At 71.1% G+C, this 12756-nt stretch carries 15 protein-coding genes; 5 read left to right on the top strand and 10 right to left on the bottom strand.

Annotation, left to right across the window (positions count from 1 at the left end; all coding sequences use genetic code 11):
* Positions 1–30 precede the first annotated feature (30 nt).
* Positions 31–948, top strand: a complete 918-nt coding sequence (locus tag J2Y58_RS08530) for a tyrosine recombinase XerC (protein ID WP_310101506.1) — start codon at positions 31–33, stop codon at positions 946–948.
* A gap of 4 nt (positions 949–952) precedes the next feature.
* Here J2Y58_RS08530 and J2Y58_RS08525 read toward each other — a convergent pair whose 3' ends face one another.
* The 7 genes from J2Y58_RS08525 to rsmI form a co-directional block, all read right to left on the bottom strand.
* Positions 953–1552, bottom strand: a complete 600-nt coding sequence (locus tag J2Y58_RS08525) for a DedA family protein (RefSeq protein WP_310101503.1) — start codon at positions 1550–1552, stop codon at positions 953–955.
* Between the two features lie 19 nt (positions 1553–1571).
* A complete protein-coding gene (gshB, locus tag J2Y58_RS08520) occupies positions 1572–2549 on the bottom strand; it encodes a glutathione synthase (protein WP_310101500.1) in 978 nt (325 codons plus the stop codon).
* Between the two features lie 32 nt (positions 2550–2581).
* On the bottom strand, positions 2582–2962 hold the full coding sequence (locus tag J2Y58_RS08515; RefSeq protein ID WP_310101497.1) for a YraN family protein: 381 nt from the start codon (positions 2960–2962) through the stop codon (positions 2582–2584).
* A 100-nt stretch (positions 2963–3062) separates the two neighbouring features.
* Positions 3063–3344, bottom strand: coding sequence for a hypothetical protein (locus tag J2Y58_RS08510; protein WP_310101494.1), 282 nt, complete (start codon positions 3342–3344; stop codon positions 3063–3065).
* A gap of 312 nt (positions 3345–3656) precedes the next feature.
* Positions 3657–5588, bottom strand: a complete 1932-nt coding sequence (locus J2Y58_RS08505) for a beta-N-acetylglucosaminidase domain-containing protein (protein WP_310101490.1) — start codon at positions 5586–5588, stop codon at positions 3657–3659.
* An 86-nt stretch (positions 5589–5674) separates the two neighbouring features.
* Complete coding sequence (locus J2Y58_RS08500; RefSeq protein WP_310101487.1) at positions 5675–6442, bottom strand: DUF1080 domain-containing protein; 768 nt, start codon at positions 6440–6442, stop codon at positions 5675–5677.
* The gene (rsmI, locus tag J2Y58_RS08495) at positions 6439–7302 is read right to left on the bottom strand and encodes a 16S rRNA (cytidine(1402)-2'-O)-methyltransferase (RefSeq protein ID WP_310101484.1); all 864 of its coding nucleotides are present in this window, start codon (positions 7300–7302) and stop codon (positions 6439–6441) included. Before rsmI ends, J2Y58_RS08500 begins: the two co-directional genes overlap by 4 nt.
* Here rsmI and J2Y58_RS08490 point away from each other — a divergent pair.
* Both J2Y58_RS08490 and J2Y58_RS08485 read left to right on the top strand, forming a co-directional pair.
* Complete coding sequence (locus J2Y58_RS08490) at positions 7301–8503, top strand: penicillin-binding protein activator (RefSeq protein ID WP_310101481.1); 1203 nt, start codon at positions 7301–7303, stop codon at positions 8501–8503. The genes rsmI and J2Y58_RS08490 overlap by 2 nt on opposite strands.
* Before the next feature lie 115 nt (positions 8504–8618).
* Positions 8619–9137, top strand: coding sequence for a phosphoribosyltransferase domain-containing protein (locus J2Y58_RS08485; RefSeq protein ID WP_310101478.1), 519 nt, complete (start codon positions 8619–8621; stop codon positions 9135–9137).
* A gap of 277 nt (positions 9138–9414) precedes the next feature.
* Here the strand turns inward: J2Y58_RS08485 and J2Y58_RS08480 are convergent, their stop codons facing one another.
* The gene (locus tag J2Y58_RS08480; protein WP_310101476.1) at positions 9415–9657 is read right to left on the bottom strand and encodes a polymer-forming cytoskeletal protein; all 243 of its coding nucleotides are present in this window, start codon (positions 9655–9657) and stop codon (positions 9415–9417) included.
* Positions 9654–10625, bottom strand: coding sequence for a 2-oxoglutarate and iron-dependent oxygenase domain-containing protein (locus J2Y58_RS08475; RefSeq protein WP_310101473.1), 972 nt, complete (start codon positions 10623–10625; stop codon positions 9654–9656). The genes J2Y58_RS08480 and J2Y58_RS08475 overlap by 4 nt, the downstream gene beginning before the upstream one ends.
* A gap of 122 nt (positions 10626–10747) precedes the next feature.
* Here J2Y58_RS08475 and J2Y58_RS08470 point away from each other — a divergent pair, with 122 nt between their 5' ends.
* Positions 10748–11086: a DNA primase gene (locus J2Y58_RS08470; protein ID WP_310101976.1), complete on the top strand. Its 339-nt coding sequence runs from the start codon at positions 10748–10750 to the stop codon at positions 11084–11086.
* 44 nt (positions 11087–11130) lie between these two features.
* Positions 11131–11628, top strand: a complete 498-nt coding sequence (locus J2Y58_RS08465; protein WP_310101470.1) for a hypothetical protein — start codon at positions 11131–11133, stop codon at positions 11626–11628.
* A 53-nt stretch (positions 11629–11681) separates the two neighbouring features.
* On the opposite strand, the gene J2Y58_RS08460 is transcribed toward J2Y58_RS08465, so the two are convergent.
* On the bottom strand, positions 11682–12707 hold the full coding sequence (locus J2Y58_RS08460; protein WP_310101467.1) for a LacI family DNA-binding transcriptional regulator: 1026 nt from the start codon (positions 12705–12707) through the stop codon (positions 11682–11684).
* Positions 12708–12756: the final 49 nt, after the last annotated feature.

The following is a 12756-nucleotide window of genomic DNA, read 5'->3' as shown; positions in this document are numbered from 1 at the left end:
CTTCGTTCAAGACCGAAAGGATGCGGCGAGATGAGTGATTTGTCGGCTCCTCTCCCGCTGCCCCCCCTCCCGCTGCCGGTGCAATGGTCGGTGCATCTGGCGCGCGACCGGCGGCGGTCCGAACATACCGTCCGCGCCTATCGCGCTACCGCGGAGCGATTGCTGGCGTTCCTGGGCGCGCATTGGGGCGAGGCGGTGGATCGCCATGCGCTGGCGCGGGTTACGGCCGGCGACCTGCGCGCCTATCTGGCGCAGCGGCGCGGAAGCGGGCTTTCCAATGCGTCGGCTGCGCGAGAACTGTCGGCGGTGCGCGGGTTCCTCGACTGGGCGGGCGGGGTCGGTGCCGCGCCGCGGATGAAGGGGCCGCGCGTCAAGAAGGGCGTGCCGCGCCCGATCTCCCCCGACGAAGCGGTGGCGCTGGCCAGCGACGTGAAGGAGGACAGCGACGAGCCATGGGTGGCGGCGCGCGACTGGGCGGTGCTGCTGCTGCTGTACGGCGCGGGGTTGCGGATCGGCGAGGCGCTGTCGCTGACCGGCGCGGCGCTGCCGCTGGGCGCGACGCTGCGCGTGACCGGCAAGCGCGACCGCACGCGCATCGTGCCGCTGTTGCCCGACGTGCGCGCCGCGATCGAGGATTATGCGGCACGCTGTCCGTGGCCGCTGACCGGCGACGCGGCGCTGTTCCGCGGCGTGCGCGGGGGCGCGCTGGACGGCGGAATCGTGCGGATGCGGGTGCGTGCGGCGCGCGCGCGGCTGGGGCTGTCGGAACGGACGACGCCGCACGCGCTTCGGCACAGCTTCGCCACGCATCTGCTGGGGCGCGGCGCGGACCTGCGCGCGTTGCAGGAGCTGCTCGGGCACGCGAGCCTCAGTTCGACGCAGGTCTATACCGGGGTCGATGCCGCGCATCTGCTCGACGTGTATCGCGCCGCGCATCCGCGCGGGTGACGGCTCAGCCGCGCGGCTTCCAGGTGACGACGCGCCACGCATACCAGCCGAGCGCGACAACGGTCAGCGCGATGCCGACCGGGCCGACATAGCGATCGAGTTCGGCGAAGCGGCTGCCGAGATAGAAGCCGGCGCCTGCCAGCACGCCGTTCCAGATGATGCTGCCCGCAAAGGTCATCGCCAGGAAGCGCGGCAGCGGCATCGCCGCCATGCCGGCAGGCAGCGAGATCATCGTGCGGAACGTCGGCATGAAGCGGAAGACGAAGATCACCCGGCCGCCATGATCGTGGAGGAAGCCGCGCACCCGCTCCACATCGTCCCATTCGAGCGTCAGCCAGCGCCCGTGCCGCTCCACGAACGGGCGGAAGCGCGCATAGCCGAGCCGTCGCCCGATCGCATACCAGAACATGTTGCCCGCGGTGGTGCCGGCGGTGCCCCACATCAGCAAGGGCACGATGTCCATCTGCCCGCGCGCGACCGCGATCCCGCCCAGCCCCATGATGACCTCCGACGGGATCGGCGGCACGACGTTTTCCAGCGCCATCAGCAGGAAGATGCCGAAATAGCCGCCCGCGACGATCCAGTGGATGATGAAATCGGTCACGCCGCGGGCAACGGCGGGATCAGGCGCGGCGTTCCTTCAGCCGCGCATCGATCGCGTCCCAGATCATGCCCGCCACGTCGGTACCGTCGAACCGCTCGATCGCGACGATCCCGGTCGGCGAGGTGACGTTGATCTCGGTGAGCCATTCGCCGCCGATCACGTCGATGCCGACGAAGATCAGCCCGCGCCGCTTCAGCTCCGGGCCGAGCGCGTCGCAGATCTCGCGTTCGCGCGCGGTCAGCTGCGTCTTCTCCGCCGAGCCGCCGACCGCCAGGTTGGAGCGGATCTCGCCTTCGCCGGGCAGGCGGTTGATCGCGCCCGCGACGACGCCGTCGACCAGCACGATGCGTTTGTCGCCCTTCGCCACCGCGGGGAGGAACGCCTGCACCATGTGCGGCTCGCGCCAGGTCTGGTTGAACACCTCCATCAGCGCGGACAGGTTCTCGCCGCCCGCGCGGACGTGGAAGATCGCCTTGCCGCCATTGCCGTGGAGCGGCTTCACCACGATCTCGCCATGCCGCGCCAGGAAAGCGCGCGCCTCGTCGAGCGAGCGGGTCACCAGCGTCGGCGGCATGAAGCGCGCATAGTCGAGCACGAACACCTTTTCGGGGGCGTTGCGGACGCTGACCGGATCGTTGACGATCAAGGTGCGATCCGCGACGCGCTCGAGCAGGTGCGTCGCGGTGATATAGCCGAGGTCGAACGGCGGATCCTGCCGCATCAGCACCACGTCGGCTTCCTCGCCCAGGTCGAGTGCGACCGGTGCGCCGAAGCGGAAATGGTCGCCCGCGCCGCCGCCCTCCGGCCGCTGCACCGTGACCGGATGCGCCTCGGCCCATACGCGGCCGTCGCCGTAGTTGAGCGCGTCGGCGGTGTAGTGGAACAGCCGGTGCCCGCGCGCCTGCGCCGAGAGCATCAGCGCGAAGGTGCTGTCGCCCGCGACGTTGATCTGGTCGAGCGGGTCCATCTGGACGGCGACGGTGAGCGGCTGGGTCATGCCGAGCGATGTAGGCGGCGGCGGCGCGGCTGTCAGTAGCCGATCCACGCATTCTCGATATGGCGCGGCCGCGTGCCCGGCGCGAGCAGGATCACGTCGACACGGATGTCCTCTCCGGCGGTGGCATAGCGCGGCATCAGCAGCTCGGCGGCGGCGGCGACGCGGGCGAGGCGGCGCTGGTCGATGGCATGGTCGAGTTCGGCGGCGGTCCGCCGCGCCTTGACCTCGACGAACGCGACCAGCGCGCCGCGCCTGGCGACGAGGTCGACCTCACCGGCCGGGGTGCGGACGCGGCGGTCGAGGATCTGCCAGCCCTTCAGCCGCAGCCACCACGCCGCGAGACGTTCGCCGCGCCGCCCGGCCTCCTCGGCGACACGACGGGTGGCGGCGGAGCGGGGCGGGGGCGGGCGCATCGGCGCCGAGGATGGCGCGGTCCGGCGCGTTCGGCAACCGCTCCGCCGGCTGTTCCCGGTGACGCCGGCGATGGAGACCGGCCGGCTGCGATCGAACGCTCTACTTGCCGCGGTTGTAGGAGAACTTCTTCCCGGTGTACCACAGCCCGCCGTACTTGCTGTTGCCCGCACCGCTGCCGCCGACATGCGAGCCGAGGCCGTAGACCTTCAGGGTGCTGCCCTGCCAATCGTAGAAGACCGTGCAGTTGTTGGCCTTTTGCGTGTCATGCAGGCACGAGACGTTGTTCACCATCTCGCGACGCGCGCGCTCCGGCGGGCCATCGGACTTGATCGCTTCGATCCGCTGCTTGTACGGCGATGCGCCATCGGTGCTTTGCGCCATCGCGAGAAGCTGTCTTCGGGCGTCGTCTGACCTTCCGGGCAGGCGAGCAGGCTGATGAACGTGGTCTGCGCCGGCGCCGTGCTGGTCGTGCCCCCGCCCTGCGCAACGCTTGGTCGCTTGTCTCTTCCCATGACCTGATCCCCCCGTTCCATTTCTCGAGGCAGCGATCGTGCCGCGAGCAACTGGTCCGCGTGCAGAGTTAACGGCGAGTCGGCGGATTGTCACCTAGAAACAACTGTAAGTATCTGTATGAGGGTTGTTCTTGGAAGTTTCGTACAATGATGGGCGCCGTCGCGGCGCTGTACTTGGCCATCACTCGACGGGTGCGTTATCCGGAGGGGCGATCAGCCCCGGCGCGTCCGCCACGAAACGGTCGAGGACGCCGTCGGCGATCTTCACCGGCCCGTCGAACCGCGTCGCGCCGGGGATCGTCCTGACCGCGGCGGCGGAGGCGGCGAGCCGCTGCGCGGCGGTGAAGTAGCGCGACGCGGCGGCGCTGTCGCCATCGGCGGCGGCGAGGCCGGCGGCGGTCTGTTGCAGTGCGCGGCCCCACAGTGCGGTCGCGTCGAGCCACGGGCGGGCCTGCTCCGCGAACGACGCATCCGCCACGCCGGCGCGGATCGTGTCGGGGGCGGCGGCAAGCTCGTCCGCGGCGCGCGCGAGTTCCGCGATCGCGCCGCGGCGCGCGGCCGCATCACCCCCCGCGAGCGTGTCGCGGACATGGTCGAGCAGCACGCGGAGCCGCGGTGCCTGCTCCTGCCACGGCTGGCTGCCGAAGGTGGGGGCGAGATGCTGCGTATCGAAGAAGGTCAGCAGCGCGTCGGCCGCGCGCACGTCGCCGCCGGCCAGTTCGCGCGCCGCGAACGCCTGCACCCGGTCGGGGTCGTACTCCTTGTCGTTCCAGGCGAAGGCGGCGACGCCGGTCACCGCGACGCGGCTGGGCGCTTCCTGGTTCATCGGGTTGGATAGGATGCCGGTCAGCTCCGCCGACAACCCGGCCTCGCGCCGCGCATAGGGGGCCAGCAGCAGCCGCCCGGTGGTCTGGCCATAGTCGTTGACCGGATAATTGTCCCATAGCAGCGTCTTGCGGCCGAACGCCTTGGTCGCCGCCTTTGCATCGGGGATCGAGATCGCGGGCGGCACGACGTCGGTACCGGTCCACTGCACCACGACCTTGGGATCGAGATACTGGCGCAACGCGGCCTTGTACGGCGTTTCCTTGGCGTCGTAATATTCGGTCGGCACCATGATGAGCGGCGGTGCCGCGGGGTCGCGGCGCGTCAGTTCGGCCTGTACGGCGTTGAGCAATTGCGCCTGCGCCTTGCCGGCGGCCGCCGCACCCGATGGGCCGAACGCCGCGCGATCGGCGTCGCAATTCCACTTCTGATATTCGATGTCGTCGAGGGCGACGTAGAAGCGGTGCACGCCGATCCCGCGCAACGCGTCGAACTTGGCACCGAGCGCCTGCAGGTCGGCGGGCGCGGAAAAGCAGATCGTCGGCCCGGGCGAGATCGCATAGACGAAGTCGACGTGGTTGCGCGCGGCGGCGGCGGCCAGCGTGCCGAGCTGCGCCAGCGTCGCGGCCGGATAGGCCTCGCGCCAGCGATCACGCGCATAGGGGTCGTCCTTGGGGCTGTAGATGTAGGTATTGGCCTTTACCGTGGCGAGGAAGTCGAGGTGGCGCGTGCGCTCGGCCATCGTCCACGGCTTGCCGTAGAAGCCCTCGATCGTACCGCGCACCGGCATCGCGGGATGGTCGCGGATCGTCAGCGCGGGCAGGTCGGTACGCCGGACGAGCTGGCGCAGCGTCTGCGCGGCGTGGAACAGCCCGTCGGCGTCGTGGCCGGACAGCGTAATCGTCTTCGTCGCCGGCGCGACGACCAGCGTATAGCCCTCGCGTCCGGTATCGGGTGTCGTCCCGGCGAGCGCCGCACGGACCGGTGCGGCGTCGCTGGTGCCGAGCACGATCCTCACGCGATCAGGGCCAGGGGCGCGGCGGCGGGCGGTGTCGATCCGCTCGACCCCCGCGGTGCGCAGGATCCGCTCGACCAGCGCGACCGTGGCGGGATCGGTGCCCGGTGCCACGACCAGCGTCACCGCGCGGCCGAGCGTCACCGTGCCGGTGCCGAGCGTCAGTTCGGTGGGCGCGGGGAAGATCGCCGGGCGCGTCGCGGCATGCGCCGGTGCCGTCAGAAGCGCCGCCGCCAACAGGGGCGGGCCAAGGCGACGGGCGCTACGCTTCATGTTCTTCTCCGGTACGCTATTGGTCTTACAAATAGCGTGTAAGAGGGTAATCGCGGCTCGGCAAGTCGCTGAAAAGAGCGGCCGTGTCAGTCGAGGCGCATGACCTCGATGTTGCGGAACTGCGTCGGCTGGCCCTCGCTTTGGAGGGCGACATAGCCGCCGGTCAATGCGAGGCGGCCGTTCGCGGCGGCGATCAGCGGTTGCGCGTCCTTGTCGTTCGGGTCGAGCTGCGCGTCGCGGTAGCGGATCGCGGGCTTGCGGTTCAGCAGGTGAGTAATTCGGCCGTCGGGCGTCACCTCCACCTCGACATGCGTCCATTGCCCGAGCGGGACGAGCGGGCCGGTGCCGGTGACGCAGTGGCTGGTCGGGCGCTTGCCGTCGATCTCGACGGTGGTGCCGGGGGTGCACAGATTGCCGCTCGGCTCCCGGTCAGGGCGGGGGACGGCAAGCAGTTGCAATTCCAAGCTGACCGGGAATTGCTGGTCCCGCGTCATCGTCGCGGGGGGCTGTGCGTGGAGCATCAGCCCGGAGTTGCGGTTCTGCCAGCGCTCGATCCCGGCCATCGACGGGCCGGTCATGCGATAGTCGAAGCGCAGGCGATAGGCGGTGAGCGGCGCCTTCCAGAACAGATGCCCGAACGCGCCGTCGAACGCCTTGTAATGATCGTAACTGACGGTGATCGCACCATCTTTGACGACGAACGTGTGCAGCGGATCCTCGCCGACCGCGCGTCCGGTGATCTTGGGCCTCCAGCCGGCGAGCGTGCGGCCGTCGAAGATCCGTTCCCACTTGTGCACCGGCGCGGGCGCGGCGGCGAGGAGGGGAAAAGCAAGCAGGATCAGCAGCTTCGTCATGACGGCTCCGGAGACGGGGAGGACTTCATTTCCAGCGCGCGGGCGTAGAGCGCCTTGCGGTCGAGGCCGAGCGCCCTGGCGACCTCTCCGGCGGCCTTGGAGGCGGGGAGGCGGGTGAGCGCGTCGGCGAGCGCGGCGTCGGCGTCGGCGGCCTCCGGTGCCGCCGGAGGGGCCGGCGGTGCCACGACGACCACGATTTCACCACGCGGGGGAGCATCGGCATAGCGTTCGGCAAGCGATGAGAGCGTCCCGGTAACCGCTTCCTCAAACTTCTTGGTGATCTCGCGCGCGACCGCCGCCTCGCGGTCGCCGAGCCCGGCGGCGAGCGCCGTCAGGCACGCGGACAGCCGCGGGCCGGATTCGTATATGACCAATGTAGCCCGCACCGCCGCCACCTCGGCGATCGCGGCGGCGCGCGCCTGTTCCTTGGGCGGCAGGAACCCCAGGAAGAAGAAGCGGTCGGTCGGCAGCCCGGCAAGCGTCAGCGCGGCGACCGCGGCGCACGGGCCGGGGATCGTGACGACGAGGTGCCCCGCGGCGCGCGCGTCGCGCACCAGCTTGTAGCCGGGATCGGAGATCAGCGGCGTGCCCGCGTCCGAGACCAAGGCGACGATCTCCCCGGCCATCCGCGCGATCAGCTGTGGCCGGACATGTTCGGCATTGTGGTCGTGATACGGGGTCATCGGGCGCTTCGTGCCGATGTGGCGGAGCAATCCGGCGGTCACGCGCGTATCCTCCACCGCGATAACGTCCGCGGCGGCAAGCACTTGCGCGGCGCGCGGCGACAGATCGCCGAGATTGCCGATCGGGGTGGCGACGATGTACAGGCCGGGGGTCAACGGGTTCACGGGAGTAGTCATGGCAGAGGCGATCGGGCGTTCGCAATGGGCGAGCGCGATGTCGCGCGCGATCTCGGTCGCGGGCGCGCTGCTGCTGGCGGCGTGTTCGACCGTGGTGCCGCGCGGGCCGGTGCAGCAGGCGCCGACCGCGCAGCCCGCGCCGCCGCCGCGCGAAAGCGCGCCGGAGGTGGTGACCGGGCTGCCGCAGGATGCCGCGCGCAACCGCGTCGCGCTGCTGGTGCCGCTGACCGGCAGCAACGCCGGGGTGGGGCGCAGCCTGGCCAATGCCACGCAACTCGCGCTGCTCGACACGCGCAACCAGCAGGTGCGCATCACCAGCTACGACACCGCGACCGGCGCGGGGGCGGCGGCGGCCCGTGCGATCCGCGAGGGCGCGCAGTTGATCCTGGGGCCGCTGCTGGCCGAGGACGTCCGCGCGGTGGCGCCGATCGCGCGCGCGGCCAAGGTGCCGGTGCTGTCCTTCTCCAACGACACCGGCGTGGCGGGGAACGGCGCCTATGTGCTGGGCTATGCGCCCGCGCAGGCGATCGAGCGCGTGGTCGCCTATGCGCGCGGGCGGGGCATCGACAATTTCGGCGGGCTGGTCCCCAACGCGCTGTACGGGCAGCGCGCGTCGGCGGCGTTCCTGCGCGCGGTGGAGCAGGCGGGCGGGCGCGTCGTTTCGCTCCAGACCTACGACCGCGGATCCGGCGCCCTGGGGGCAGCCGTGCAGCGGATGGCCAAGGATGCGCCGTTCGGCGGCGTGCTGATCGCCGACAGCGCCGCCACCGCCGCGGCGGCGGTGCCGCTGGTGCGGCGGGGCAGCCCGTCGACGCAGATCCTGGGCACCGAGCTGTGGAACTCCGACGGCGCGGCGCGCGGCGGCGCGGCGCTGAACGGCGCGTGGTTCGCCAGCGTCCCCGATACCTTGTACCGCCAATATGCGCGCAACTATCGCGCGCGGTTCAACGCCGCGCCGTACCGGCTGTCGAGCCTTGGCTACGACTCGGTGCTGCTGGTCGTGCGGATCTCGCGCGAGTGGCGACCGGGCGCGCCGTTCCCGGAGAACCGGTTGCGCGATGCGGATGGCTTCGCCGGGATCGACGGGGCGTTCCGGTTCGGGCGCGACAATGTCGCCGAGCGCGCGCTGGAGGTGCAGGAGATCCGGGGCGGCGAGACGGTGACGGTGTCGCCGGCGCCGACCGGGTTCGAGGGGAAATAATCGGGCGCTTTCCGGGTTGCTCTCTGCGAGGCCCCTTACCCAACCCGTTCCGGATCACGCGAAAATCGTTGCGGCGGGGTATGGCAAGCGGATGGGGGTCGTGTAGAGGATCGGGATGCCGATCCTGACCGCCGTCACCCATGCCGACCTGATTGCCGATGTCCGCGCGCTGGCCGCGAAGATCGCGCGCGAGACCGCCTGGCGCCCCGACTGGCTGGTAGGCGTCGGGCGCGGCGGATTGGTGCCGGCGGTGTACCTGAGCCATGCCGCGGGCGTGCCGATGCAGTCGGTCGATTATTCGGCGCAGGACGATGCGCGCGCCGCACCGGCGATCGAGCGGCTGGCCGCGCTGACCCGCGACGGGCAGCGGTTGCTGTTCGTCGACGACATCAACGATTCCGGGCGCACGATCGCGCAGCTGCGCACGCTGCTGGAGCAGGCAGGGGCGGCGCGGACGCATGTGCGCTTCGCGACGCTGATCGACAATCGCGGCTCGGCGGCGAAGGTCGATCTGGCGGCGCGCACGATCGACCGCGCGGTGACGAAGGACTGGTTCGTGTTCCCGTGGGAGGCGCTGGCCCCCGCGACCTCGATCGCGGCGGACGCGGACGAGGTGCCGGAGCGGACGGCGTAGGCCTTATCTAAATTCAACGAGTGTGCCGCTCCCTCGCCCCTCTGCGGGGGGAGAGGGATGCGCAGACTTAGGCTTTGCGGAGCAAAGTCTTAGTCGAAGCTGGGTGAGGGGTGGCGCTCACGCCAGGGAGCGCGCGAGCCTCCGGCTCGCTCGACCCCTCACCCAAGCTGCGCTAGCCAGCAAGCTGGCAAGCTCCGCTATCCCTCTCCCCTGTCCAGGGGCGAGGGCAGGACGGCGAGCGTCATGGATGTCGATCCGCGCTACGACCGCATCTACCTCACGGAAGCGTCACGATGCCCGTCACGTGCACGGTCGCGCCCTCGGCGTGGACCGCGCCGTTGACGATGCCAGTGATCGTCACCTCGGCGCCCGGCTCGGCGGTGATGTCGCCGCGGACCATGCCGGAGATGGTGACGCGGCATCCGGCCGCGATCGTGATGTCGCCGCTGACGATCCCCGAGACGTCGGCGTCCTGATCCAGCCGGAACGCGCCGCTGACGATCCCCGACAGGTCCCTCATGCCTTGATCAGCCCGATCTCGACGAGCCGCTGGTGGAGATAGCCGTTCGCGGTGATCGGATCGGGGTAGCGGTTCGGATTGTCGGCGGTGATCGTCTGCGGCAGCGTCTCGATCAGGAAATCGGGCGCGGGGTGCAGGAAGAACGGCATCGAATAGCGCGAATGGCCGCGGCGCTCGGGCGGCGGGTTGACGACGCGGTGGGTGGTCGAGGGCAGGACGTGGTTGGTCAGCCGTTGCAGCATGTCGCCGACGTTGACGACCATCGCGCCCTCCGGCGGCTTGACCGCGAGCCATTGGCCCGAGGCGCGGTCGAGCAGTTCCAGCCCCGCCTCCTCGGCGCCGAGCAGCAGGGTGATGAGGTTGATGTCCTCGTGCGCGCCCGCACGAACCCCTTCCGCATCGGCAGGGATCGGCGGATAGTGGAGCAGGCGCAGGACGGAATTGCCGTCCTTCACCGCCGGATCGAACCAGTCGGGCGCGAGGCCGAGATGGCGCGCGATCGCCGACAGCAGCCGGTCGCCGGCCCGGTCGAAGGCGGCGAAGAGTTCGACGAAGGTATCGCGGAAGCCCGCCGGGCGCGCTGGCCAGACGTTGGGCGCCATGTCGGCGGCGTAGCGGTGGCCTTCCGGCAGTTCGCGGCCGACGTGCCAGAATTCCTTCAGGTCGACGTGGCGCGCGTCCTTGGCGATCTCGGTCTTGAACGGGGTGTAGCCGCGCGCACCGCCGCCGCCGGGGGTGTGGTAGCGGCGCTTCTCGTCCTCGGGCAGCGCGAACAATTGCCCGGTCTCGGCCCAGGCGCGGTCGATCAGCGGCTGCGGCACGCCGTGGTCGGCGACGATCGCGAAGCCGAACCGCTCGAACGAACCACCCAGCGCGGCGGCGAACGCATCGGGATCGCGGGCCTGATCGGCGAGGCTGAGCGTGGGGACGTCAGCGGTGTCGGGAGCGGTGGCGGGGGTATCGAGCATGATGGGGCGGGTCCGTGATTCTGATCGCCCTAGGTAGGCGCTGCGCGGCGGCGATGCCAGCCACCGGAACCCGCATGGCGCGTCTGCCGTTCGATGAACGTAACGATTGGAGGAGCTTCGCGATGGGCGGGCATCAGGTGCATGGCCAGGGTTCGGGTGACGACGGCTACGACGAGGACGGCTATGACGAGAGCCAGCGCGCCGAAATCCTGGAGGCGACGCGCGACGGGCCGGGCGACGGCACGATCATCGTCGACCTCGACCCAGATGTCGGCAGCGACGACGACGCCGAGGACGAGGACGAGCTGCTGATGACCGACGACGAGGTCGCGGCCCCGGCGGGCGACGTCGACGCCGACGACGCCGATATCGAGGAAGACGAGTTGCAGGAGGAGTTCGACGACGGATCGGTCGAGGACGACGAGCTCGACGACCGCAGCGACACCGCCTTGCGCCCGTGATCCGCGATTGACCGGGCAGGGCGGCGGGCGCAGGATGCGCGGCGATGCTGATCGTCGCGCTTCTGCTCCAGGCCGCCGCGCCCGCCGTGCCGGCGCAGCACTCGATCCTGGCGCCGGTCGCCGACCAGCCGTGCGTGCGGCGGCGCGACGGTGACGAGGTCGTCGTCTGTGCCGATCCGCTGCCCGAACAGGCGCTGCCGCTGCCGGGCGAGGCGGTGTCCACGCGGCCGGTGCCGATCAACCGCGACATGACCGGCACCGGGGCGCTGAACGCCGAGGGATCGCCGTGCGCGACGAAGGTGGGCGGGTGCCAGGCCGGGCTGGACGTCTTCGGGGCGGGCACCGCGTTGATCCGCGGCGTGCAGAAGCTGGTCGCGCCGAACAGTTGCTGCGAGCGGCCGGGCGAGGCGACGAACCCGTTCATGCTGGTCGGCGACGTGGTGGGCGGGGCCGCGAAGGCCGGCCGGCGCAAGCCCGACAAGGCGAAGCGGGTCGCGATCGACCTGGACGAGCCGGTGCTCGCCGGGCGGGTGCATCCCTAGACTTCGATCCGGCAACGCTGGATCGGCGCCGCTTCCACGACAGTGGATCAAATCTAGAAGCGGGGCGGGGTCGACTCGCGTTCGACGACCGCGTGCGGGACGATCAGGTCGGTGGCGTCCTCCGCGCCGTCGCCGGTGCGGATCAGGCGCTCGGCGGCGCGGAACGCCATGTCCTCGGCGGGCTGACGGACGGTGGTGAGCGGCGGCCAGATCCGCGCGGCGAGCGTGGTGTCGTCGAACCCGGTCACCGCCAGGTCGCGCGGCAGGACGAGGCCGTGGCGGTGCGCCTCGGCGATCACCCCGGCGGCCATGTCGTCGTTGCTGCACATGATCGCATCGGGGCGCACCGCGCCGGTCAGAAGCGTGCGCGCGGCCTCCTCGCCCGAGGTGCGGTCGAAGCGGCCGGCGATCAGCAGCGCCGGATCGGCGACCCGCCCGTGCGCGGCGAGCGCGTCGTGATAGCCCGCGACCCGCGCGGCGCTGTCGGAATGGCGCGGGTTGCCGGCGATCAGCGCGATCCGGCGATAGCCGCGCGCGATCAGCAGCGCGGTCAGCTCGGCCATCGCGGCGCGATTGTCGATCCGCACCGTCGCGATGCCGGGCAGGACGTGCCCGGTGGCGATCGCCGCGACGGGCAGGCCCAGCTCGGCAAGCGCGGGCGATCCGCCGAGCAGCTCGGCGAACGGCGGCACCAGCAGCAGCGCGTCGGCGCCGCCGCGCGCCAGCGCGCGCGCCGCGGCCTCGGCGGCGGCGACTTCGCCCGGTACTTCCTCGTGGAGCAGCAGTTGCAGCCCGCGCGCGTTGGTGGCGCGCAGCGCGCCGACCAGGATCGCATCGAGGAACGGCGCGCGCGTGCCGCTGTAGAGCAGGCCGACGGTGGTGGCGCGCGCGCGGGCGAGTCGGCGGGCGAGGACGTTGGGGACATAGCCCAGTTCGGCGACCGCGGCATGGACCGCGGCGACCGTCGCCGGGCTGGCGCGCCCGGCGCGGTTGATGACGTTGGAGACGGTCATCGCCGACACGCCCGCACGCTCGGCCACCGCGCGGATCGTGACGCCGTGGCGGCGGCGCTCGGTCATGGCGCGCCGGCTGCGTCGCGGGGGGCGGGGCGCGGTTCCCGCAACGGGT

This window comes from Sphingomonas sp. BE138, from assembly GCF_031456125.1.
In the GTDB taxonomy this organism is placed as follows: domain Bacteria; phylum Pseudomonadota; class Alphaproteobacteria; order Sphingomonadales; family Sphingomonadaceae; genus Sphingomonas.
The sequence above is the reverse complement of the archived record's forward strand: the minus strand, read 5'-3'. Positions and strand labels throughout refer to the sequence as shown.

Coding starts and splice junctions, on each gene's coding strand:
- J2Y58_RS08530 (WP_310101506.1), top strand. CDS start 31: ATGAGTGATTTGTCGGCTCCTCTCCCGCTGCCCCCCCTCCCGCTGCCG.
- gshB (WP_310101500.1), bottom strand. CDS start 2,549: ATGACCCAGCCGCTCACCGTCGCCGTCCAGATGGACCCGCTCGACCAG.
- J2Y58_RS08515 (WP_310101497.1), bottom strand. CDS start 2,962: ATGCGCCCGCCCCCGCCCCGCTCCGCCGCCACCCGTCGTGTCGCCGAG.
- J2Y58_RS08510 (WP_310101494.1), bottom strand. CDS start 3,344: ATGGCGCAAAGCACCGATGGCGCATCGCCGTACAAGCAGCGGATCGAA.
- J2Y58_RS08505 (WP_310101490.1), bottom strand. CDS start 5,588: ATGAAGCGTAGCGCCCGTCGCCTTGGCCCGCCCCTGTTGGCGGCGGCG.
- J2Y58_RS08500 (WP_310101487.1), bottom strand. CDS start 6,442: ATGACGAAGCTGCTGATCCTGCTTGCTTTTCCCCTCCTCGCCGCCGCG.
- J2Y58_RS08490 (WP_310101481.1), top strand. CDS start 7,301: ATGGCAGAGGCGATCGGGCGTTCGCAATGGGCGAGCGCGATGTCGCGC.
- rsmI (WP_310101484.1), bottom strand. CDS start 7,302: ATGACTACTCCCGTGAACCCGTTGACCCCCGGCCTGTACATCGTCGCC.
- J2Y58_RS08485 (WP_310101478.1), top strand. CDS start 8,619: ATGCCGATCCTGACCGCCGTCACCCATGCCGACCTGATTGCCGATGTC.
- J2Y58_RS08480 (WP_310101476.1), bottom strand. CDS start 9,657: ATGAGGGACCTGTCGGGGATCGTCAGCGGCGCGTTCCGGCTGGATCAG.
- J2Y58_RS08475 (WP_310101473.1), bottom strand. CDS start 10,625: ATGCTCGATACCCCCGCCACCGCTCCCGACACCGCTGACGTCCCCACG.
- J2Y58_RS08470 (WP_310101976.1), top strand. CDS start 10,748: ATGGGCGGGCATCAGGTGCATGGCCAGGGTTCGGGTGACGACGGCTAC.
- J2Y58_RS08465 (WP_310101470.1), top strand. CDS start 11,131: ATGCTGATCGTCGCGCTTCTGCTCCAGGCCGCCGCGCCCGCCGTGCCG.
- J2Y58_RS08460 (WP_310101467.1), bottom strand. CDS start 12,707: ATGACCGAGCGCCGCCGCCACGGCGTCACGATCCGCGCGGTGGCCGAG.